The sequence below is a fragment of the Priestia sp. 10L35 genome, assembly GCF_056395685.1.
In genome coordinates this window covers 1-22641 of sequence record NZ_JBFTKA010000003.1, presented here as the reverse complement: position 1 = coordinate 22641, position 22641 = coordinate 1, and the positions used below count along the sequence as shown (strand labels likewise).

At 33.4% G+C, this 22641-nt stretch carries 19 protein-coding genes and 1 pseudogene; 15 read left to right on the top strand and 5 right to left on the bottom strand.

Annotated elements, in window-relative coordinates:
* Positions 1 to 31: 31 nt before the first annotated feature.
* Positions 32 to 1495 (bottom strand): aldehyde dehydrogenase family protein, encoded by a 1464-nt coding sequence (locus AC1DEF_RS11135; protein WP_097825032.1) that lies wholly within the window; start codon positions 1493 to 1495, stop codon positions 32 to 34.
* A gap of 326 nt (positions 1496 to 1821) precedes the next feature.
* Positions 1822 to 2697 (bottom strand): LysR family transcriptional regulator, encoded by an 876-nt coding sequence (locus AC1DEF_RS11130; protein WP_057274897.1) that lies wholly within the window; start codon positions 2695 to 2697, stop codon positions 1822 to 1824.
* Between the two features lie 144 nt (positions 2698 to 2841).
* Between AC1DEF_RS11130 and AC1DEF_RS11125 the strand changes: the two genes are divergently transcribed.
* The 8 genes from AC1DEF_RS11125 to AC1DEF_RS11090 all read left to right on the top strand — a co-directional run bounded on the left by AC1DEF_RS11125 (position 2842) and on the right by AC1DEF_RS11090 (position 11457).
* Complete coding sequence (locus AC1DEF_RS11125) at positions 2842 to 3423, top strand: non-oxidative hydroxyarylic acid decarboxylases subunit B (protein ID WP_097825031.1); 582 nt, start codon at positions 2842 to 2844, stop codon at positions 3421 to 3423.
* A 172-nt stretch (positions 3424 to 3595) separates the two neighbouring features.
* Positions 3596 to 3952 (top strand): hypothetical protein, encoded by a 357-nt coding sequence (locus AC1DEF_RS11120; RefSeq protein WP_255255802.1) that lies wholly within the window; start codon positions 3596 to 3598, stop codon positions 3950 to 3952.
* Positions 3953 to 4238: 286 nt separating this feature from the next.
* Positions 4239 to 5666: a non-oxidative hydroxyarylic acid decarboxylases subunit C gene (locus AC1DEF_RS11115; RefSeq protein WP_097825030.1), complete on the top strand. Its 1428-nt coding sequence runs from the start codon at positions 4239 to 4241 to the stop codon at positions 5664 to 5666.
* A complete protein-coding gene (locus tag AC1DEF_RS11110; RefSeq protein WP_097825029.1) occupies positions 5666 to 5890 on the top strand; it encodes a non-oxidative hydroxyarylic acid decarboxylases subunit D in 225 nt (74 codons plus the stop codon). The genes AC1DEF_RS11115 and AC1DEF_RS11110 overlap by 1 nt, the downstream gene beginning before the upstream one ends.
* A 178-nt stretch (positions 5891 to 6068) precedes the next feature.
* A complete protein-coding gene (locus AC1DEF_RS11105) occupies positions 6069 to 6536 on the top strand; it encodes a pyridoxamine 5'-phosphate oxidase family protein (RefSeq protein ID WP_097825028.1) in 468 nt (155 codons plus the stop codon).
* A 650-nt stretch (positions 6537 to 7186) separates the two neighbouring features.
* Positions 7187 to 9070: a beta-glucoside-specific PTS transporter subunit IIABC gene (locus AC1DEF_RS11100; RefSeq protein ID WP_097825027.1), complete on the top strand. Its 1884-nt coding sequence runs from the start codon at positions 7187 to 7189 to the stop codon at positions 9068 to 9070.
* 38 nt (positions 9071 to 9108) lie between these two features.
* Positions 9109 to 9966, top strand: a complete 858-nt coding sequence (gene licT / locus AC1DEF_RS11095; RefSeq protein WP_097825026.1) for a BglG family transcription antiterminator LicT — start codon at positions 9109 to 9111, stop codon at positions 9964 to 9966.
* A gap of 3 nt (positions 9967 to 9969) precedes the next feature.
* Positions 9970 to 11457, top strand: a complete 1488-nt coding sequence (locus tag AC1DEF_RS11090) for a glycoside hydrolase family 1 protein (RefSeq protein ID WP_097825025.1) — start codon at positions 9970 to 9972, stop codon at positions 11455 to 11457.
* Positions 11458 to 11839: 382 nt separating this feature from the next.
* On the opposite strand, the gene AC1DEF_RS11085 is transcribed toward AC1DEF_RS11090, so the two are convergent.
* Both AC1DEF_RS11085 and AC1DEF_RS11080 read right to left on the bottom strand, forming a co-directional pair.
* Positions 11840 to 12763 (bottom strand): anti sigma factor C-terminal domain-containing protein, encoded by a 924-nt coding sequence (locus AC1DEF_RS11085; RefSeq protein ID WP_097825024.1) that lies wholly within the window; start codon positions 12761 to 12763, stop codon positions 11840 to 11842.
* Entirely contained in the window at positions 12747 to 13253 is a 507-nt protein-coding gene (locus tag AC1DEF_RS11080) for an RNA polymerase sigma factor (RefSeq protein WP_097825023.1), read from the bottom strand. Before AC1DEF_RS11080 ends, AC1DEF_RS11085 begins: the two co-directional genes overlap by 17 nt.
* 660 nt (positions 13254 to 13913) lie before the next feature.
* Between AC1DEF_RS11080 and AC1DEF_RS11075 the strand changes: the two genes are divergently transcribed.
* Together AC1DEF_RS11075 and AC1DEF_RS11070 are read left to right on the top strand one after the other, a co-directional pair.
* Complete coding sequence (locus AC1DEF_RS11075; RefSeq protein WP_097825022.1) at positions 13914 to 14696, top strand: hypothetical protein; 783 nt, start codon at positions 13914 to 13916, stop codon at positions 14694 to 14696.
* A 219-nt stretch (positions 14697 to 14915) separates the two neighbouring features.
* Positions 14916 to 15920 carry a DUF3231 family protein gene (locus AC1DEF_RS11070; protein ID WP_097825021.1) on the top strand — a complete coding sequence of 335 codons (1005 nt, stop codon included), beginning with the start codon at positions 14916 to 14918 and terminating at the stop codon, positions 15918 to 15920.
* A gap of 311 nt (positions 15921 to 16231) precedes the next feature.
* Here the strand turns inward: AC1DEF_RS11070 and AC1DEF_RS11065 are convergent, their stop codons facing one another.
* Complete coding sequence (locus AC1DEF_RS11065; RefSeq protein ID WP_097825274.1) at positions 16232 to 16813, bottom strand: TetR/AcrR family transcriptional regulator; 582 nt, start codon at positions 16811 to 16813, stop codon at positions 16232 to 16234.
* Positions 16814 to 17142: 329 nt separating this feature from the next.
* On the opposite strand from AC1DEF_RS11065, the gene AC1DEF_RS11060 reads away from it, so the two are divergent.
* The 5 genes and pseudogenes from AC1DEF_RS11060 to AC1DEF_RS11040 all read left to right on the top strand — a co-directional run.
* Positions 17143 to 17802 (top strand): SDR family NAD(P)-dependent oxidoreductase, encoded by a 660-nt coding sequence (locus AC1DEF_RS11060; RefSeq protein WP_097825020.1) that lies wholly within the window; start codon positions 17143 to 17145, stop codon positions 17800 to 17802.
* 155 nt (positions 17803 to 17957) lie between these two features.
* A complete protein-coding gene (locus AC1DEF_RS11055) occupies positions 17958 to 18611 on the top strand; it encodes an NAD(P)-dependent oxidoreductase (protein ID WP_097825019.1) in 654 nt (217 codons plus the stop codon).
* A gap of 25 nt (positions 18612 to 18636) precedes the next feature.
* Positions 18637 to 19349 (top strand): annotated as a pseudogene (locus AC1DEF_RS11050) (DsbA family oxidoreductase).
* 871 nt (positions 19350 to 20220) lie between these two features.
* Entirely contained in the window at positions 20221 to 21576 is a 1356-nt protein-coding gene (locus tag AC1DEF_RS11045; protein ID WP_043978993.1) for a purine-cytosine permease family protein, read from the top strand.
* Between the two features lie 940 nt (positions 21577 to 22516).
* The coding region (locus AC1DEF_RS11040; RefSeq protein WP_251532221.1) for a cold-shock protein at positions 22517 to 22641 on the top strand (125 nt) is incomplete at its 3' end.

Sequence of the window (22641 nt, the reverse complement as noted above, 5' to 3'; positions counted from 1 at the left end):
AAGACAAAGATTCTGGATTCATTTATTATATTTAAAACGGATAATTTCTTGGATTGTTCTGTATAGATATCCATTTGGTATTTGTAAACTCTTCAAGCGCCCAACGTCCTCCATATCGTCCTAAACCAGAAGATTTTATTCCTCCAAAAGGTACCATGCTCTCATCATTTACACTTTGATCATTTACATGAGCCATGCCACTTTCAATTTGCCTTGCCATTTTAAGACCTTTCTCAATATCTTTTGTGAAAATTCCAGCGCTTAGACCATAAGCTGTATCATTTGCAAAATTAATCACTTCTTCTTCATTATCAAAAGGAATAATAGTAGCGATTGGACCAAATATCTCACTTTGAGCAATCTTCATATCATTTGTTACATCGGCAAAGACAAATGGAGTAACTACATTTCCCTCTATAGTTCCTTCTAGAACTGGAGTAGCTCCTTCTCGTTTAGCTATTTGAACCAAATCCCCTACCTTTTGAACTTGCTTTTCATTAATAAGTGGACCAATAATAACAGAAGGATCTTCAGGATTTCCAAAAGGCAATTTAGATACTCTTTCTACAAATCTCGCAACAAATTCTTTATAAAGGCTACGATGAACTAACATCCGATTAATAATCATGCAAACTTGTCCTTGGTGAAGGAACTTTCCAAATACAGCTGCATTTACTGCTTCTTCAATATCAGCGTCTTCCAAGACGATAAAAGGATTATTACCACCCAATTCTAAAGCTACTTTCTTTAAATTTTGACCGGAAATCGCCCCAATGTGTTTACCTACTCCAGTAGAGCCTGTAAAAGAGATAATTTTTGGAATTGGATGTTCAATAAAAGAATCTCCAATTTCCTTAATATCTGTAACAATTAAATTGAATACACCGGCTGGTAATCCTGCTTCTTCAAACATTTTGGCAATAATTACGCCACCAGAAATAGCTGTTTGTAAATCGGGTTTATGTACAACAGTATTTCCCATCGCTATAGCAGGTACAATAGAGCGCATTGATAAATGAAGTGGGAAATTAAATGAACTAATCACTCCTACTACACCAACAGGATCTCTATAAACCAAATTTTCTTTATGTTTGGTTTGGGAAGGTAACTCTATAGTTTCATCCATTTTGCTTGGATAATTGAATGATTCTTTCAATATATTTAAAGCAGCTTCAAATTCGATAGTTGCTTTTATAAAAGAGCTACCTGCTTCTTTAACCAAGATATTAATAATGTCTTCTTTATTTCTTTCTAAATAAGTAGCTGCTTTCTTTAGTATAGTCACTTTCTCAGTTGAAGAAACTTTTAACCATGATTTTTGAGCTTCTTTCGCAATTTTGTACGCTTCATTTACATCTATTTCATTTGCTAATGTTACTTCAGCTAGTACCTCATTATTAAAGGGATTATGAATGGTACCTTTCTTTTTAGACGAACCAACTTCCCAACTACCTCCAATAAATTGATTAACTGGTTTAATTAATATGTTGTTCATGTGATATACCCCATTTTCTTTTAGAATAAAAAAAGCATGACATTACTATTTTATTTCTCATTTTTTATACAAGCTAATACTTGTTTTATATAAATTTAATACTTAATAGGTATAATATTAAAACAACATATGATCCAGCAAACCTTGGAGTGTATTATGAAATGTAGGGTTTTTTTCTCGTGGCTACTCTTATAAGAGGGTTTTATGATAGGTGTAGTTTATAAAAGGCAAAGTATACATATACTTTGCCTTTTATGCTAAGGTTTTATAATTTAAAAACATTTTAAGATGTGAATGATATGTTTGATAAAAAATGAGATTGAAAACTAACGGTTAAAAAATTGTAAAAATTCTCTTGTAGAAGCTGATAAGTAGCTATTCGCCCTCCACACTAAGGCAGGTTCTGATATCCATGGATTATCTTGAATTGAAAGGATTTTAAACTCTTTGGTTAATTTTTGATTTACCATAGATAATGGTAATATCGTTGCTCCGAATCCCATTTCTACCAGATTTAACAACATAGCAGAATCATGACACTCGCATAGGATATTTGGAGTTAAATTCAACTCCTGGAACGCGTTAATAATTTGATCAAATAACCCAGCTCCTTCTGTAGGACGTAATAGTAACAGAGGAATCTCAGAAATCTTATGGATGCTTATAATTTCTTCATTTATTGTGTAATCATTAGGTACAACTAATACACATGGGTCAACCTCCAACTTTTTCATCTCGATATCTTTTTGAGAAAGAGGTCCGCCTGTAATAGCTATATCAATCTGACGATTCTTCAATAAGTTCATCAAATGAGTAGAGTCGCCTTCCCAAATGTTAAATTTGATATGCGAGTATTTCCGCCGAAATTCCTTCAAATTAGAAAGTAAAATTGGGGCACAATAAATCGTGGATCCCACTGAGAGTGTTCCACTTATTTCCTCACTGAATTCTTTAACTTCTAGTATTGCTTCTTCCATTCCATGTAATAATTTTTTTGCTTTTTTCAGAAACAATTCTCCTTGAGCAGTTAGGGTTACTTTTTTCTTTTTATTTCTATCAAATAATACAACACCTAATTCATCTTCCATCATTTTTAATTGTCGACTAAGTGGTGGTTGTGCCATATGTAGATGTTCTGCTGCTTTCGAAATAGTTCCTTGTTCTGCAATAGCTATAAAATAGCGTAACTGTCTAATGTCCATTCATGTCTAACCTCCAGAAATTATTATACCTTAAAAGTATTATATATAAACAATATAGATATTATTAATATAATACACCGAAGTGTACAATTATTTCTAGAGGCAACCTTAAACTAACGATAATAGGAAAAAGGAGAAATACAAATGAAAATAATTGTAGGAATGTCTGGAGCAACAGGAGCGATTTTTGGAATTCGCCTTTTGGAACTTCTGAAAGATACAGAAATAGAAACTCATTTAGTAATGTCTTCATGGGCAGCTGCGACAATCCAAGTAGAAACTTCTTATACAGCGAAGGAAGTAGAAGAATTAGCCGATTACACATATTCTTATAAAGATTTAGGAGCCAAAATTTCTAGTGGATCCTTCCAAGTCGATGGTATGATTGTCGCTCCTTGCAGCATGAAAACATTAGCTTCTATTCGTATGGGGTTAGCAGATAACCTTGTAACACGTGCAGCTGATGTAATTTTAAAAGAACGAAAAAAACTGTTATTGTTGACACGTGAGACACCTCTTAATGATATCCACCTTGAAAATATGTTGGCATTATCACGTATGGAAACAATGATTTTCCCTCCGATGCCTGCTTTTTATAATCATCCTGAAAATATTGATGATTTAATTAATCACATTGTATACAGAGTATTAGACCAGTTTGACATTTATCTACCAGAAGCAAAAAGATGGGAGGGCATAAAAAAGGGGAAAATAAAAAAATCTTAAATTATTATATGGAAAAGGTTAGTCGTTGAACAAAGAGACTAACCTTTTTTATCTGTATATAAATATGTCCATTAAATAATTAACTAAAGAGAAGGATAATTTATATGCTCATACACTAGAATGTAAGCTCTTTTTAAAATAAGAGACAAACAAATTTGGGAGGATAAAAGATATGCTAGAGTCAGATTCTCAAAAATGGGATGGAGCTAAGTATGTTATTACGATAAATTCTAATAAAATTCATTTACCGGATTCTGAATTCTTTAAATGGTGTCAATCCCTTTATGGCATTAACAAAGGAATTTATAACACTATTGACTTATGGTTTTATGAATCTAATAAACGAGATATATTATCTAGAAGGCGTTGTATTGTTGAATTTTTGACCTTTATCTCTAGCTGTAAAATGAATCGAAATCAGCATCATTCTCTTCGATTTGGACATGGAGGCCTTGTCAAAAAACTTGAAGAGTTTTTTGACAAACAAGAGTATGAGGAGAATTTAAGGAAAAGAAACCATAATGATTAAAGAAGGCAAAGAAGGCAACTTTTATAAGTTGCCTTTTTTATTAAATTCCTAATAAGAGCAGTATAAAAAAGTTTCTAACAATTTTATACTGTTTTCTTTCTTCAGTTACCTTTATAAAACAAGAAAGTGTATTTCTCATTAAACTGTAGCATCTAATATTATACCTTTAAGGTATATAATAAATACATAATAGATATTTCCAATATTAAAAATAGGAGAGTATACTCGTAGTTGTAAGGCAAACAAGCAAATTAAATTAGATAATGCAACGTAGGAGGAATACTTAATGGCTTACAGAGATTTAAGAGAATTTTTAGATTTACTTGAATCAGAGAATCAATTAGTCCGTATTAAAGAAGAGGTTATGCCTGAACCAGATTTAAGTGCGATTGGAAGATCTGCTCCAGACATGGAGAATGCACCCGCAGTTCTTGTGGAAAAAATAAAAGGGTATAAAACACCAGTTGTTTTAAATGTTCATGGGTCATGGCAGAATCATGCTTTAATGCTTAATATGCCAAAGGACACACCAGTTAAAGACCAATTTTTTGAGCTAGAAAAAATTTGGGATAGATATCCTATTAAACCTGTTTGGGTTGATAAAAAAGATGCGCCGGTTAAGGAAGTTGTAATCGAAGACGATATCAATTTATTTGATGTTCTACCATTATTCCGCATTAATGAATTTGACGCTGGATTCTATCTCTCAAAAGCTTTAATTGTAAGTAAAGATCCAAATAAACCAGAGAGTTATGAAGAACAAAATGCTGGTACGTATCGTATTCAAGTTAAAGGTAAAGATAAAGTAGGTATTCAACCACTTCCATTCCACGATATTGCTGTTCATCTGAAACATGCTGAAGAAAAAAATGAACCACTACCAATTGCTATTTGCTTAGGTAACGATCCTGTATTAAGTTTTATGGCTAGTACGCCAATTGAATATGCTCAATCTGAATATGATTTTGCTGGAGCTCTAAAAGGTGAGCCGATTGAATTAACAAAAAGTGAAAATGGTAATTTAGATATCCCATCACGCAGTGAAATTGTATTAGAAGGTTATATCATGCCTCGTGAAAGAGAAATTGAAGGACCGTTCGGTGAGTTCCCAGGTAGTTATTCAGGTGCTCGCTTACAACCAATTGTTAAAATCACTAAAATTACTCATCGCCAAAACCCTATCTTTGAAAATTTATACTTAGGAATGCCTTGGACTGAAATTGACTACTTAATGGCATTAAATACAAGCCTACCATTATATAAACAATTAAAACGTGATTTCCCGGAAGTTGAAGCTGTAAATGCAATGTATACACATGGTATTGGAACCATCGTTTCGACGAAATCTCGTTTTGGTGGATATGGAAAGGCAGTTGCTATGAGATTATTATCTACTCCTCATGGAATGCCTTATACAAAGATTGTAATCATCGTAGACGAATTTGTTGATCCATTTAACTTAGAACAAGTTATGTGGGCTTTAACAACACGAGTTCGTCCAGATAAAGATGTTTTCAAGGTTCCATATGCACCTGGTATGCCACTAGATCCGTCTTCTGAGCCTGCTGGTATGCATACAAAATTAATTATTGATGCTACAACTCCAGTTGCACCTGACTTTGCTCGAGATACCGAATTACTAGCTGTTCCAGAAAAAGCAGGGGAATGGTCAAAAATTCTTCGCGATTTAGTTAAAGAAGGAGGAAATAAATAATGAAATGTCCTAGATGTGAATCTGAAAAAGTAAGTCTATTAACAAAAGCTCCAGTGGATGACGCTTGGGAAGTATATATTTGTGAGACTTGTACTTTGTCATGGAGAAATACAGAAGGTTCTAATGTAACTGACCCAGAAAAATATGATAAACGTTTTAAGCTAAATCCTGCTGAATTCAAAGAATTGGATCAAATTCCTCCAATTCCTGAGTTGAAAAAATAATTATTGAAAAAGATCCCTATTGACGAATTAAATAGGGGTCTTTTTGAATCCATAAAAGAGTCTAAAATGCTTATCAATTGAAATTTCAATAAATAAACTTAAACATGAAGAATAATGAAAGTTTTAAAGTATTCGTATATAAATAGAACAATTAGTCACTAAAGAAAAAGGTGAAAAAATGAAGAGCGTAGAAATGTCAAATGTAGTGTATGAATTATTAAATGGACAAGATCTTATGCACAAACAGCATGAAGCTATGATGTTATTAACAGTAGGAGAAGATGGCTGGCCACATACTGCAATGATTAGTGTGGGAGAAATCGTTGCTATAAATCGCAAGGAACTAAGAATTGGTTTATGGCCGAATACTTCGACTACCAACAATATCATTCGCACTAGTAAAGCAACATTGGTGCTCATTTATAAAGGAAAAGCTCATTATATTCGATTTTCTTTAAAAAGATTAAAAGAGATGCTTACTGCCTGTTATCCAAGAGAACGATTTTCTGCAAGGGTTGTTTCATCACGTGAAGACGTAGCAAAGTACGCAGATATTACTTCTGGCATTAAAATTGAGCTAAAAAATGATAAAGAAGTGGTTGAACGATGGCATAAGACTCTTGAAGATATACTTAGAGAGAGCTGATCATTAAACAAAAAAGACTTGTTTTACGATGAAAAGAAAATCAATAGAAAGATACTCACATTTAAAATGAACTAAAAGTAAATTAATCCTAAAAATTTTTATTCAAATTATCTCTCTTAATACCAGTGAAAAACTATTGAATCTATTTTCTATGCATTTTCTAATGGTTTCTAAAAGGTATACCTTTTAGAAACTCGAAAATCACACATAAGAAATAACTATTAAAGAAGTATTGATACTGTATGATTTTGAAGTGTAAGCATTTGTAGAAAACTCTCATATTTGTCAGCACTAAAAGTAAACAGTTAAACTAATCATTTTTATGGGTGATTTTAAATCTTATTTAAAATAAAGTAATAGTAGAGTATTAATTTATACTTTTAAAGTTAATATTTCACCTACATAAATTGAATTTAGATTAACACTTTCAAAAAAAGATTGATTTTTCTAAAACAATAATTTATTATAATCTTATTAACTAGTTAAAGCGTTTTCATTAAATCGATTAATAAAATAACTAAATCTATCTATCAAGGCGTGTTACTGTTCGGCAGGCAAGACCTAGATTAGGTGGAATTCATTAGTACGTGAATTTCACTTAATCCAGGTCTTTTTTTGTTGTCTATTACTGGAAGAAGGTGGAGGTAGAAATGAATTATAAAACTTTAGCTCAGTCAATACTCAAACATGTTGGCGGAAAGGACAACGTTCAAGATGCTATTCATTGTATGACAAGATTAAGATTAACACTGAAAAATCCTTCTTTAGCAAATTCTGAAGAAATTAGTGATCTTGAAGGGGTTATCAAAGTAGCAAGTACACCAGGTCAGTATCAAATTATAATTGGAAGTAACGTTGGATATGTCTACAAGGAATTTGCTAAGCTTGTCGACGTTGTACCACAATCAGATTCAAATATTGAAACAATAAAAGATAATAGTTTAAAAGGATATTTCAATCGCTTTGCAAACTTAATTACTGGTATATTTGCTCCAATTATCCCTGCTATTGCTGGGGCAGGGATGTTGAAGGCTCTCTTAGTTCTACTACCAATGCTCAACCTTATGAAAGAAGATAGTCAAACATATCTGTTGTTAAAAATCATTTCCGACGCTGCTTTTTTCTTTTTGCCAATGTTATTGGCTTATACGAGTTCTCAAAAATTTGGTACAAATCCAATGGTTTCAATTACCTTAGCAGGAGTGCTATTGCACCCAAATCTAACGACACTATTTAATAGTGGAGAATCTGTATTATTCGCTGGAATACCAGTAAAAGCTGTTTCATACGGAGCTTCCGTTATTCCTATCATTCTTGTCGTTTGGCTTATGTCTTATGTAGAAAAACTCGCTGAGAAGGTATCGCCGGGACCAGTAAAAATATTTTTAGCACCATTAATCACCATAATTATTGTTGCTCCAATTGCATTAATAGTATTAGGACCTCTTGGAATGTACCTTGGGGCAGGATTAGCAGCAGGAGTGTTATGGATCCACCAAACAGCAGGTTGGGCAGCTGTCGCTCTTCTCGCAGTATTCTTACCATTTATTATTATGTTTGGGATGCAAAAGGTCTTCTATCCAGTTGTCATTGCTTCCTTGGCTTCACCAGGATACGATTCCCTTATTGGTGTAGCTATGCTTGTATCAAATATGGCACAAGGTGCAGGATCATTGGCAGTATCATTTAAAACAAAAGACCCTAAATTAAAACAAATCGCACTATCTAGTGGAATTTCAGCACTATTTGGTATAACTGAGCCTGCTTTATATGGAGTTCATTTAAAGCTTAAGAAAACTTTATTCGCTTGTATGATTGGGGCAGGAATATCAGGTATTATCGTGGGGATTGTAAAATTAAAAGCTTTTGTTATGGTTTCACCAGGAATTGCAACAATGCCTATTTTCATCGAAAAAGGAACATCAAACTTTACGTATGCTGTTATTGGGGCAATAATTTCTATAGTGATCACGTTTGCAATGGTGTACCTAATTGGTTTTGATGATGTAAATGTAAAAGACAATAAACAAAAAGATATGAATTTAGACGAGGAAAAACCACAAAGTACAGTGAATAGAAAAGTGATTTACTCACCAATCAAAGGAGACGTAATCCCTTTAAAACATGTACAAGACAAGGTGTTTTCAGAAGAGGTAATGGGAAAGGGAATGGCTATCAAACCTATTGAAGGTAAAGTAGTAGCTCCATTTGATGGAACGGTTGAAATGGTTTTCCATACAAAACATGCAATTGGTCTAAAATCTGCCCTTGGTGTAGAAGTTCTCATTCATATTGGAATTGATACGGTGAACTTAAATGGTCAATATTTTACTTCTCACGTACAAGGTGGGGACCATATAAAACAAGGCCAACTATTGATTGATTTTGATTTAAAAAACATTCAAAAAGCTGGTTATGATACAACAACTCCGGTTGTGATTACAAATTCAGCTGACTATCTGGAAATTCTTTCACAGGAAGAAAAGGTAGAGCGTGTTTCTGGTAAACAGCAGCCACTATTAACTATTTTATGAAGATAGATTTTTAATGTAATCAGGAAGGTGAGACTGTAATGAAAATTGTTAAAGTTCTAAATACCAGTGTGGTTCTGGCAAAAAGAGATGATGAAAAAGAAGTCATTGTTATGGGGAAAGGTATTGGCTTTAAAAATAAGCCTGGACATATTATTAATGAGGCAGAAGCAGAAAAAATATACGTGCCAGAAAATAAAAGTACATCGAATGACTTAGTAGAGATAATGAAAGAAACTCCAAAAGAATACTTGATCTTAACGGATGAAATTATCTCATACGCAAAAGTTCGGTTATCTAACCACTTAAATGAGCATCTTTATATTTCTTTAACAGATCACCTTTTTATGGCTACAAAGCGCTTCAAAGAGAATTTAACTATACAAAATCGGCTCCTTTGGGAAGTGAAAAAATTTTATCCAGAAGAGTTTAGTATTGGTTTGCATGCACTAGACTTAATAGAAAGGCGAATCGGAATTCAATTACCTGAAGAAGAAGCAGCAAATATTGCTTTCCATCTAGCAAATGCACAGCAAAATGAAGATAATTCAAACCACATATTACTAATGACAAATACGGTTAAGGACATTCTAAACATTATTAAATTTCACTATAAGGTTGATATTCCTACGGATACTATCAATTTTTCTAGGTTTCTTACACACCTGCAATTTTTTGTAGAACGTTTACTTGATAATAAGATGTTAAGCACAGGTGATAATGATCTACTTGACCAAATTAACCGAAAGTATCCACAGGAAGTCAAGTGTGTTGAAAAAATTCAAAAATATATTCGTACCAATTTTGACTACACGATTTCTAACGACGAAAAAATGTATTTAATTATTCACATTAATAGAGTTGTATCGAGAACTAACGAAAAACCAATAGGGGGATAAAGCATGTCTAACAATATTAGAAAGTTTCCAGAAGGTTTCTTATGGGGAGGAGCAATAGCAGCAAACCAAGCAGAAGGAGCATGGAATGTTGATGGAAAGGGGTTATCAACTGCTGATGTTGCTGTTTTCAAAAAAGGAGTCAGTAAATCAGATTACAAAAAGCATAATAAAGTAGATGAAGAACAAATACAAAACGCGATGAGTTCAAAGAGCACTGAGGAATACCCAAAGCGCAGAGGAATTGACTTTTATAATCGTTATCGTGAAGACATGGCACTTTTTAAAGAAATGGGATTAAAAACATTACGTGTATCCATTGCTTGGACTCGTATTTTTCCTAATGGTGATGAAGAACAACCCAACGAGGCGGGCTTAGAATTTTACGACCGTTTATTCGATGAAATGCATAAAAATGGTATAGAGCCATTAGTTACCTTATCTCATTATGAAATGCCACTATACTTAGTTAATAAATATGGGGGCTGGTCGAATCGAATTGTAGCTGATTACTTTGTGAAATTTAGTAAAGTTGTTTTTACTAGATATAAAGAAAAGGTCAAATATTGGCTTACTTTTAATGAGATTGATAGTATTGTCCGTCATCCATTTACAAGTGGTGGAATTGTATCCGAACGTTTTGAGAATGTAGAACAGACGGTATATCAAGCGTTACATCATCAATTTATTGCTAGTGCTTTATCTGTAAAATATTGTCACGAAATCATTCCAGGCTCACAAATAGGTTGTATGTTGACCAAGCTAATGACGTATCCATACTCTTGTAATCCTAAAGACGTTCTTAAAGCTTCTAAAAACAATCAGTACAATCATTTCTTTACAGATGTTCAAGTACGTGGTGAATATCCACGTTTTATCAGTCGTTTATTCAAAGAGAAGAAAATTAAGATCGATAAGCAAGAGGGAGACGATGAATTACTAAAGGTGCACACTGTGGATTTTATCTCTTTTAGTTATTACAACTCACTTGTAGCTACTGAAAACAGTGAAGGAATGGAAACAGTTAGTGGAAATACAATAGGAGGTGTAAAAAACCCTTATCTAGAAGTCAGTGAATGGGGTTGGCAGATTGACCCAATTGGGTTACGTATTGCTTTAAATGATTTATATGATCGATATCAGATACCACTATTTATTGTTGAAAATGGGCTCGGAGCTTATGATAAGATTGACGAAAATGGTGATATTCAAGATGATTACCGTATAAATTATCATGAGCAACACTTAAAACAAATGCTAGAAGCCATTGAAGATGGAGTGGAGTTAATGGGTTACACAAGCTGGGGAATTATTGATTTGATTAGCTATTCATCATCTGAGATGGAAAAAAGATATGGTTTTATTTACGTAGACCAAGATAACGATGGAAATGGAACACTAAATAGAACCCCAAAGAAAAGTTTTTATTGGTACAAAGATGTGATTAAGAATAATGAAATAATATATAAGGAAAAAGAACAGGTAGTTCGCTAAGTAAAGAGGAAGTGGAGAATCTCCACTTCCTCTTCATGTTTTCTCATTTATCTTTGCAAAACCTTTTAGCAAAAGTAGTGAAAAAGGCTTTATTTGTCGTCATCTAGAGTAAAAGATAAAACCTTAATAATATATAAAATACTTTAGTATTTACATAATTAATTATAATAAATAATAAAAGTTATTCAGTGTAATTATAGTCGATTACAAGATTTATTTTTAAAGATATATGTATATGAATCTAAAAATCTGGCTAGACTAATAACGTATTCCCCCTATTCCAATAAATTTGAAAATCCTTTGCCTATATAGGGCAAAGGATTCTTTTTTTTATCTATCAGTCAATACACAACCGATTTTCCTCGTTTCAAGTCCCTAAAACTTAATATTTATCGACGACTGCTCCTAAACTAGCTGCTTTAACGTATGGTTTATTTCGCAAGGAAAGCAGTTCTTCTTTTGTTCCTGTAACAACTACGCCTATAATCAAACCATTTTCCTGTCTATTTTTTAGATTTTTCGCTTCTCCTGGATCTGTTTTTTTGAGCTCATTCAAAAAGTCTGCTTCTGTTTTAACTTTAGTGGTCGTTATTTTTGCTCCTAGTTGTGGGGATGGTTTAGAAATACCTAATAACCATCGTCCAGTTTCTGGCTCATTTCTGTAACCATTAGAGTTTGCATAGTTATCTACCCAATACCACGTTTGGTGAGCAGATGTAGGAAGCATCTTTTGTACTTCTTTTAATGTGTAATTTTTATCAAAAGATATGGCCATTTCCATGTATTTGTCATTTGGATAACCTTTAATCATCTCGAAATCATTAGCATACAGCTTATACTGATACTTAGGTACATAGAATAGCATCTCACGTTGTCCATTAGGAATATGATACATTGTAGTGTCATTAACAATCGTACTGTGTGTTGAGAAGGATGCATTAAAGTTTCCAAGTAAATCATACGTTATTTCTTCTGTACCCCAAGGTATAACTTTATCTTCAATCACTTTAAATACTTCACTTTTAATAGTCCCCTTTAAAATTCCTGTTGAGATGGTATCGGTGTTAGTAAATGTATTTGGAGACATCCTCACATGGTTTTCCTTAATTAACTGTTCAGTGAGTTTATTTCCTTGTGTATTTATAAAATAATTGTTTCCTTTTATTAGTACAGTAATAACGAAACAGACTACGAGTGCTGATATAAAAACTGTTCGTAAAAATGATATGTATTTTGCTTTTTTCAGTGTTCTATGTAAAGACTTTTCATCAAAAATGGAATCTAACTCATCATTCGTTTTTTTCATTACATTCTCTCCTATACATTTCTTTAAACGTTTTCCTAGCACGGGCTAAATACGTTTTGACAGCTTCAGGTTTCATATCTACATATTCCGCAATTTGTTTATAAGACCAGTCTAACTCATACTTTAAAAGAAGTAGTTGCTTAAAGGTGGGAGATACCTTTTGAAGTATTCTTCTTACTAAAAGCTGATTTTCTTTTGCAATCATCATCTCTTCAATTAATCGCTCATTGGTAATAAGGTAATCTTCTACTACCACATACTGAGATTTTTTGTGCTTTCGACAGTAATCGTAATATAAGTTTATAGCTACTTTAAAAAGCCACGATTTATATTTATCGGTATCAATCGATTCACGATGAATAAGTAGTTTACAAACTGCTTCTTGAACAATATCTTTAGCTGTTTCTTGGTTTGCACCTTGTTTGATTAAGTATAAATAAAGTTGATTCATGACATTTTTTAATTGCTCGTTTGATAACCGATTTTTCAAGTGTTTTTCCTCCTTCCTGTCTTATAACGTATTAACAACGGAAAAGTATACAATGATTTCATATTTTTCTATAAAAAAGAAAAAAGTAATTGCTTTTTAAGCAATTACTTTCTCAAAAAAAATCAATCCAGTTAACATAAAACGTATTATCGGAAATAAAATCTGTATCCAAAAATATCTATATATGTTATATAAAAAGATATAGAAGCATCAGAAATAAAGGTGAGACAAAAAATAGGAGTGAATATTATAACTAGTCCTGCAGCAATTATAATTTTATTTTTGAATTTAATAACTCTTATTCTAGTATTTAAAGGTTTTCAAAATAGTAAAGTAAACTTCACACTTCGAAAAGCTATATTAGGCCTCTTAATAACTATTTTAGTCATTAATTTGGTAATGACATTTATTATCTAAAGTTCAAAGATCTACTCATAAGTAGATCTTTGAACTTTTTTAAATGTATAAATTAAAAACGTTTAGTTACCATAATGTTTTTTCTAGGAACCTAATATCTAAAAACACTTTTTATCTTATGAAGGATTTTTAGGTATTTTAAACGTGTAAAACAGAATAAATATATCAAAGTATGTTAATTATGGATTAAAGATGTAAAAAACGTTTTTTTCACTCCCCTAATAATTCCATAGGAGAACATACATGAAAAACTATACAAACGATAACACAGCAAGACGCTATATAGCTTACGTTAGTATATTTGGAACCACTCAGATTCACTTAAGAAATCCCTACATTATAGCCTGGTGGTCAGCAGCCTTTCCTGGCTTCGGACATTTACTTTTATCTAAATATCTTCGAGGATTTGTTTTATTTATTTGGGAAGTTGTTATTAATCTCCAGTCAAATATAAACGTGGCTATGATTCATTCCTTTCAAGGGGACATAGACATGGCGAAAGAGTCACTAAACACTAGGTGGCTTCTCATTTATATTCCTGTTTATATCTTTGCCATATGGGATAGTTATCGAACGACGGTTGATTTAAATAAAATATATCTCTTAGCTGAAAGAGAAAATCACACCTTTAATTCCTTTAGTATGGGAGCTATGGAGATTAACTACTTGGATAAAAGAAATCCTATGATGTCTATCATATGGTCCTTATTTATGCCAGGTTTAGGTCAGCTTTATATTCATCGAATAATCGTTGCTTTTTTTATTGTTACTTGGACCGTTGTTTTCTTTTACTATTCTCATCTTCTTGAAGCTATTTCTCTTCTCTTTTTAGGCGAAATCCAGAAAGCTACCAACGTATTAAATCCAGAATGGTTACTGTTTTTCCCTTCTCTTTATGGGTTCGCCACTTATGATGCTTATATCAATACAGTTGAAAATAATAAGCTTGCTGAAAAAGAACAAAAGAACTTTCTAGAGAAAACCTATCAAAACCCAGAATTTTATATCGAAAAGGGAAAAAAGTGACAAGGTGACATGCAGATTTTTGCTACATTTATATGAATTAAAACATCGTAACCAGAGCAAACTACACAAGACGCCGTGAGGCATCTACCACTACAAAACCATATTTGCTATTCCAAACAAAACAACATTATCGGAAATTACATGCTAAAAACCTTTTTTTATTAAGAAAAAATTCATATCTATTAATAAATTAGTAAATATTATCCACGAGGTGATCATTTGGATAAGAATAAGTTAAAACTTACATCTTCCGAAATAGGAACACTATGGGGAGAGTATGTAAACGGAACAATGACAGATGTAGTAAATAGATATATGTTCTCTATTATTGAGGATGAGTCAATAAAGGCCATTTTTGAGGATGCTATCAATACCTTCGCGAAGGAAAAGAAACAAATCGTAGCTTTTATAGAAAACGAAGGGTTTCCAGTTCCAATTGGATTTACTGAGTCTGACCTCAATAAAGGTACCAAAAAATTATTCACTGATATATTCTGCTTGAATTATTTACATATCATGACGTTACATGGCTTGCTAGGACATACAACCTCATTAGGTGTTTCTGTCAGAGAAGACTTACGCCACTTCTACGATTCATGTGATAATGATGCAAAAAGGATGTATCATCAAACGATTGAATTATTACTTGAAAAAGGGGATTTTCAGAGGGACCCTTACTTTTATCCTGCTACGAACCCTGAATATATTTCTAGCCAGGATTTTACGGATGGGTTTTTCGGAAAAGGCAGACGTTTAACGGCAATAGAAATCATAAGTATTTCTTTCAACCTTAAAAAAAGCATTATGGCTAAAACTCTTTCTATTGGATTTAGTCAGGTCGCTCAATCAAAAGAAGTAAGAAAATTTTTAGAAGATTCGGAGAAAACAGCTGATAATCAAATACAATCCTTTTCAACAATAATGCACGCAGATAATTTACCAGTTCCTAAATCATGGGAGACAGAAGTAACAACTTCAACAGACTCCCCTTTTTCTGATAAGTTAATGATGTATCATATTGGTTTCTTATTCCAAGCAGCACAAGCCTATCACGGAGCAGGTTTAGCATCAGCTATGCGAACAGACCTTGTAACAACTTATGAAGGCATCATTCTCAAAAATCTAGTGGTAACAAAAAAATGGTTTAACATTATGGTGAAAAATAAATGGTTGGAACAACCACCACTTGCTCCTAACAGAAAAGAAATTGCAAAAGAGAAATGAGAAAAAACATCCATACAGGTGGATGTTTTCTCTTTTTAAGCTGTATAAGATATACAAATCTAGTTTACATAATACCTCTTTCCGGAACACACCACAAAAAAGAACCCCTTGCGCCGCAAGGGGTTTAGAACAGCCACTTTTTACAGAGTATGCAGCTTTTTATACATCCTTGATATGACGACATTTACTCGATACCTAAGTGGGAGGTGGATGAATAAAAAGTGCACATTTTATTCATATGCCTGTACGGTAAAATATAGTCTATAGGGAGACTGAACCCCAAAAAGAATTGATATTTAACATAAATTTCATTAAAAGAAATACTTACTCATGCCATTTTTAAATATAGGTAGGGTCTTAGTCACTAGCTCTTCTGGTGAAATAGGTCTTCCATCTTTATTCCATGAGTATGTAGCTCCGTATATACTCCAACTCAGTATAGTAGATAGGGTCGTTACCAATTGTTTGTCCTCTAATACAATGGTATTTTTAGTGCCTTTTAGCAAAAGATCAGCTATTAGCTTTTGTAACTCTTCTTTAATTTTACTTTCTATAATAGTTCCTAAAGAATTGTAACCTTTAGGACATAAGTCACTTAACTCTTTATGGTGATCACACATGGCTAGAAAAATATTTGCAATGACTTCTTCATTGAATCCCTCGTGACCATTTAGTCCTTTTTTCAATTTGTCTGTAAAAGTATTGGTGATGGTGGAATGTAATAAATCAAATTTATCGTCAAAGTGCGCATAAAATGTAGCGCGGTTAATAGTAGCCTTTTCACTGATATCACGTACCGTTATATTGTTGAAATCTTTTTCACTAGCTAACGAAATAAAAGAGTCTACAATCAATTGTCTTGTACGAAGTATTCTCGGATCTTTTTTTGGCATAATCAATTTTTTCTTCTCCTTTTTAGGCTACACAATGGTGTTTAAAAACGACAATACAATAGAAGTGTTGTGTAAACAACATATTAGCCATTTTGGTGGTTGTTAATAGTTCTTTTTCATCTTATCATCAACTATACAACGCACGTTGCTTAAATAACACATGTTTTTGTGGGAGGGTTTTGATCAAGCAAATTGTTGTGATCATTCAGAATCATACCCAAAAGATTGAAAATGCGATTGGTTCTTAATAAATAAAGTAGTGCCTATTGTAACAAATGAACTCTCTTGGGAAAAATAGTTAGATAAGAAGTTATGAAGGGAATTATATTATGAAAAATATTGTAATTGTCGGGGCAGGACCAGGATTAGGAATGTCTATTGCGAAGAAGTTCGGAAAAAACGGATTTCGTGTAGCGCTTATAGCCCGTAATGAAGAAAAGTTGAACCAACTGGTTATTGAACTAGAACAATTAGGCATTGAAGCAGCGTCATTTCAAGCTGATATATTAAATAAAGCCCAAATTAGTTTAGCTTTCGCAACGATCAAAGAGAAATACGGATTTATTGATGTGATTGAATACAGTCCAACTCCAAGTATTGATACAGTAACAAACGCATTAGATGTAACAGAAGAAAATGCGCTATACCAATTTCAATTCAACGTTTTAGGTGCGATATCGAGTATTCGAGAGGTGCTTCCGGATATGTTGGATAAACAAAGTGGAGCTCTATTATTTACGACAGGTGGAGCCGCAATCAATCCAGTACCAATGATGGGCAATGTCGGAATTGCAGTTTCCGGTCTTCGTAATTATATTTTCAATTTGAATAGTGAATTAAAGGACAAAGGTATTTATGCAGGGCATATTTCAATCGGAATCTGGATGCAGCCGAATTCGGGAGTTCAAGACAAAATCGCCGACATTTGGTATGACATGTACACCAAAAGAGATCGAGTCGAAGAATTTATTACGGAAGATAAAGTATGAATTGGACAGATTAAAAATCAATCATCTCGGGTATAAATCCGCCATCAATCACCAAAAAGGTAGCCGTTTTTAATGTGAGAAACGGCTACGCTGATCGAGGCACAGAAATGGAAGGATTTTATTCAGGACACCATAACACAAGGAGGCAGAAGAACATGAACATCACTATTTTTGGTGCAAGTGGTGCAATCGGTGCAATCGGTCAACTTCTAACGCGATTTGCATTAGACAACGGAGATTTCGTTACGGCATATGTTAGAAACCCTGAGAAAATCAAGCTAAATCATTCCAATTTGAGGCTTGTAACGGGGGAACTCTCGAACGCTTCAGCCATTGAAACGGCAGTTGCGGAAGCGGATGTCGTGATAAGCACCCTAGGACCTCCGTCTGATATGTCGCGAAAGCTTAAAGGAACGCCGGTCGCCGACGGACATGAACTGATTATCAAAGCCATGAAGAAGTTCAATAAAAAAAGGTTGATTACGCTCGCGACACCGGCCTTGCAATCTGAAGACGACAAGAAAAACTTATCGACGGTGGTGCCGGGAATATTGGCCAAGATCTTTTTGCCAAACGGTTATGTCGAAATGAAGAAGCTGGAAGGAATTATTAAACATTCGAACCTGGATTGGACAGTCGTTCGAATTATTAATCCTAATGTCAAATACAAAGGGCAATCTTATGATTATTCATTCGGCGATCAGCAAGGTAAAATGTCCGTCTCTAGGGAAAATGTGGCGAAATTCATGTATGCTGCTGCTCGGCAAAGCCAATTAATCAGAAAAATGCCCATTGTCTATAATAATTAAATTAGCTTTAAAGGGAGCATTCAAAATGAAAATTGAGATATGGTCGGACTATGTTTGCCCATTTTGTTATATTGGCAAACGTCAATTTGAAATAGGGTTAGAACAGTTTAAACACAAAGAAGAGGTAGAAGTCGTATTCCGTAGTTTTCAATTAGATCCATATGCGAAAAAAATACAGGAATGGATATCCATCAAGTATTATTATCCAAGCATGGTATCTCATATGAAAAAGCAAAAGCACTGAACAATCAATTTATACAGAAAGGGAAAGAGGTTGGGTTAGATTATCAATTTGATACAATGATTCCTACGAATTCATATGATGCGCTTCTCCTTTCTTATTATGCAAAAGAGAATGGGAAGGTGCAGGAGTTTATGGAGCGTATTATGAAAGCTCACTTCACGGATTCACTAGATATCGGTGACCATGCAACACTTGCTCAACTTACAAGTGAGATAGGTCTTGATGCCAACGAAGCTTTGGATGTTTTAGCAAATGATAAATATAGCAAGAATATTGCAGCTGATAGAGCCGAGGGATCAAAAATTGGGATTCAGGGCGTGCCCTTTTTCGTAGTGAATGACAAATATGCCATCTCAGGAGCACAACCTAGCCAAGTATTTTTAGAAATATTACAACGGGTTTGGAAAGAAGAGTACGCGAATGCTAAGGTTGAAAAGTATAAATTAAAGTCGTCGCTCGATGATTATTGTTCAGATGGGACATGTAAATTTTAATGAATACTCAAAAAAAGATACAGAAATCTCAAAAGAATAATATAGTATTTCAAGAATCAGATATTGTTGTTCCAGATCTTGAAGTGGTGCCGCCATGCAGCGGGGGTGAAAATTTAGCTTGAGTATGACTTATTAAGCGGACAGTTCCTGCATGTCCAGGTAAACAACATGATCGAACCTACGGTTCTTTATGTGTCCGCACATGTATTTTATTTACTATGATAATTACTTTAACGTCTTGTAATAGAATTGAATATATCGTTCGCAAAAGTATACCTTTACGGACTTTTCTTTTATATAAGGAATCTATCACTTTGATCGTTCGTTTTCGTTTGAAAACAAATTACGAACGTCTTCATATGTTTATGAACTTTTATGAACGTTTTTGATTAAATAAAAGGAAGTTTAATAGTGGAATAAATAAGTTAGATTGGAAAAGCTGGCGCAGGGAAAGCAACTTCAATACCTCAAGTAGTATTGGACGGTCCTAAAGAAATTGTTGATAGAAGATGCATCTATGTTATTATGTATACTAATGCTCTAAGAGACCGTATAAAAAATTATCAAATTAAATAAGAAGATACCTAAGCAGTTAGATACTAAAACCTTGCAGTTCCTCTTATTAAGAAAGTTTATCCCTCCATTGCACCACCTTTTTTATGAACAGCAATTTATAAAAGGAGCACAGATGAAATTGTTACTTAATTAAACGTAGCGAAGTCTTATATAGCTGTTATATCAAATGATTCAAGGGAATACATGTTAATTATACGAATGATTCATCACCTACTATAAGTAAGTATTAAAACGTTGAATTATATAGTTTGACTTAGAGTGCAAGCGGCAAATATCTTACAAGGTGGTATATCTATTGAAAGTTGAAACACGTAGCGTTGAATTTGTTCCAGTAGACGAACGTCATGGAAAAGCAAAAGGTTTGTTCCCCATTTGGTTTGGAGCAAACATGCACATTACAACTCTTGTAACAGGTGCATTACCAATTAGTTTAGGTCTTAATTTATTTTGGAGTTTCGCAGCTATTATACTTGGAACCTTATTGGGTGCTATTTTCATGGCTTCACATTCTGCTCAGGGACCTAAACTTGGAATTCCTCAAATGATTCAAAGTCGAGCACAGTTTGGAGTAATCGGAGCTATTTTCCCGTTATTTCTTGTAATGTTTGTGTATTTAGGTTTTTTCGCAAGTAGTAGTGTGCTTGCAGCACAAACATTAAACAGTTTAATACCCATTAATCAAAGCTGGGCCATAATAATCTTAAATATTCTTTGTTTTATTGTTGCAATTTTTGGCCATGATTTAATTCATAAAATGCAGAAAGTATTATCATGGTCTTCATTTGTTGTGTATCTAGCAGCAACAATTATTATATTTCAGTTACCACTTCCGACAGGAAGTTTTTCATTAAGTGGTTTGGATTTACCTGTATTTTTACTCGCTATCAGCATTGTAGCAACATGGCAATTAGCATATGCACCATACGTAGCAGACTATTCACGCTATCTGCCCGTTAATACATCAACTGCACAAACCTTTTGGTATAGTTACCTGGGTACATTTGTAGGGACTGTATGGATGATGATTTTAGGAGCAACTTTAACAACTACTATTCCTAATTTCCTTGATCATTCTGGTGGGAATTTAGCTCACTTATTCGGAAGTTTTGCTATCTTTATGTATTTGATCATTATTTTTGGTCAACTAGCTATTAATGTTTTTAATTTATATGGTGCTTTCATGTCAACCATTACAACTATAGAGCCCTTTTGGAAGCTGAAAGTAACACAAAAAGTTAGAGTAGGGATGATGTTTTGTGTTACATTGGCAGGTACTATCCTATGTTTATTAGGCCAAAGTAATTTTCTATCATTTTTCTTAAATTTTATCTTTTTCATTAGTTATTTCTTGATTCCTTGGACGTCTATCAATCTTGTGGACTACTACTTATTACGCCGTGGTCAATATAATGTAAAAGATATCTTCGATGTAAATGGTCAATACGGAAAAATAAACGGAATCACTTGCATGGCATTTGCTGTATCAATTATTGCAGAGGTTCCTTTTATTAACACATCATTCTACATTGGTCCTATAGCAAAGGCATTCGGGGGCGCAGATATTGCGTGGCTAATTGGAATAATAGTTCCTGCAATCTTATATTATTTTCCGATGAAACAAAAGTTAAATAAAGAAGTTTGTAGTAACTGAATTCGAAAGAAAGGCCTGTATCTAAACAGATACAGGCCTTTCTTTAACCCATGAAAAGAGAATAAACATTCTTTTTTTTATGTAACAAAAACGAGATGCAAACGATTATGCATCCCGTCATGTGAAGAAGGAAAAAAATAGCTTTTAATGCAGCATATGATCTTTAAGGCACACCTCATTTACGTAATTACATTGCCTAATGAAACAGTAACTTGAAAAAGTATATTCTCTTTAACAAACACCTCATTTAAGCATTGAACTAAAAAAATATACAATGTGAACGAAATCGTTCTTGGTCTGGGACAAACACCTCATTTGCATAGTTATAAATGAACGTTATTGTCTACCCATTATATATATTCTTACTACGCTCATGACTACCATCCCCTTATGAATCAAACATACATCGATTTACAATAAGGTTTTCTGAAATATGCCTGCTGTAGACACCTCATCCCAAATGTAAGAAGCTTTGTAATGATTAGTTGTAATCAATAACTTGTTTTCCTTCTTCCTTAAATAGAATATCCCAATAGCCTATTTATAATTCAGTAAAGCTAACAGGGGTTTTTTGGATTACATGCACCCTTTATTTATAACAAAGATTAAATAAAGAAGCTTTATTATGAATAGCTATAATAAATAGAGATATGTATGTACTTATTCATTTTATTTGATGTGTTGGAGCATCAAATAGCTATGCCACTTATGCCATATCATAAATTTTTGATAAGGAAAAGGTGAGTAGATAGAATTTGTTGAAGGTATTGTTTTCCTTATTTGCTATCAACTCTACTATATGTTACACTACAGATAACTTATTTTTGTTCGGTATATTGAGAAAAGAAAAAACCTAATTAGAAGTTTTTATCTTGAAATAGTATGTTTGGGCAAGATTGGTAATACATTTGTGGAGTATTCCACAGCAGGAGGCAACATTATGACACAAGGTACAGTAAAATGGTTTAATGCAGACAAAGGTTTCGGTTTCATTGAAATCGAAGGCGGAGACGATGTATTCGTTCATTTCAGTGCTATTCAAGGTGAAGGTTTCAAATCATTAGA

Coding starts and splice junctions, on each gene's coding strand:
- AC1DEF_RS11135 (WP_097825032.1), bottom strand. CDS start 1,495: ATGAACAACATATTAATTAAACCAGTTAATCAATTTATTGGAGGTAGT.
- AC1DEF_RS11130 (WP_057274897.1), bottom strand. CDS start 2,697: ATGGACATTAGACAGTTACGCTATTTTATAGCTATTGCAGAACAAGGA.
- AC1DEF_RS11125 (WP_097825031.1), top strand. CDS start 2,842: ATGAAAATAATTGTAGGAATGTCTGGAGCAACAGGAGCGATTTTTGGA.
- AC1DEF_RS11120 (WP_255255802.1), top strand. CDS start 3,596: ATGCTAGAGTCAGATTCTCAAAAATGGGATGGAGCTAAGTATGTTATT.
- AC1DEF_RS11115 (WP_097825030.1), top strand. CDS start 4,239: ATGGCTTACAGAGATTTAAGAGAATTTTTAGATTTACTTGAATCAGAG.
- AC1DEF_RS11110 (WP_097825029.1), top strand. CDS start 5,666: ATGAAATGTCCTAGATGTGAATCTGAAAAAGTAAGTCTATTAACAAAA.
- AC1DEF_RS11105 (WP_097825028.1), top strand. CDS start 6,069: ATGAAGAGCGTAGAAATGTCAAATGTAGTGTATGAATTATTAAATGGA.
- AC1DEF_RS11100 (WP_097825027.1), top strand. CDS start 7,187: ATGAATTATAAAACTTTAGCTCAGTCAATACTCAAACATGTTGGCGGA.
- licT (WP_097825026.1), top strand. CDS start 9,109: ATGAAAATTGTTAAAGTTCTAAATACCAGTGTGGTTCTGGCAAAAAGA.
- AC1DEF_RS11090 (WP_097825025.1), top strand. CDS start 9,970: ATGTCTAACAATATTAGAAAGTTTCCAGAAGGTTTCTTATGGGGAGGA.
- AC1DEF_RS11085 (WP_097825024.1), bottom strand. CDS start 12,763: ATGAAAAAAACGAATGATGAGTTAGATTCCATTTTTGATGAAAAGTCT.
- AC1DEF_RS11075 (WP_097825022.1), top strand. CDS start 13,914: ATGAAAAACTATACAAACGATAACACAGCAAGACGCTATATAGCTTAC.
- AC1DEF_RS11065 (WP_097825274.1), bottom strand. CDS start 16,813: ATGCCAAAAAAAGATCCGAGAATACTTCGTACAAGACAATTGATTGTA.
- AC1DEF_RS11060 (WP_097825020.1), top strand. CDS start 17,143: ATGAAAAATATTGTAATTGTCGGGGCAGGACCAGGATTAGGAATGTCT.
- AC1DEF_RS11055 (WP_097825019.1), top strand. CDS start 17,958: ATGAACATCACTATTTTTGGTGCAAGTGGTGCAATCGGTGCAATCGGT.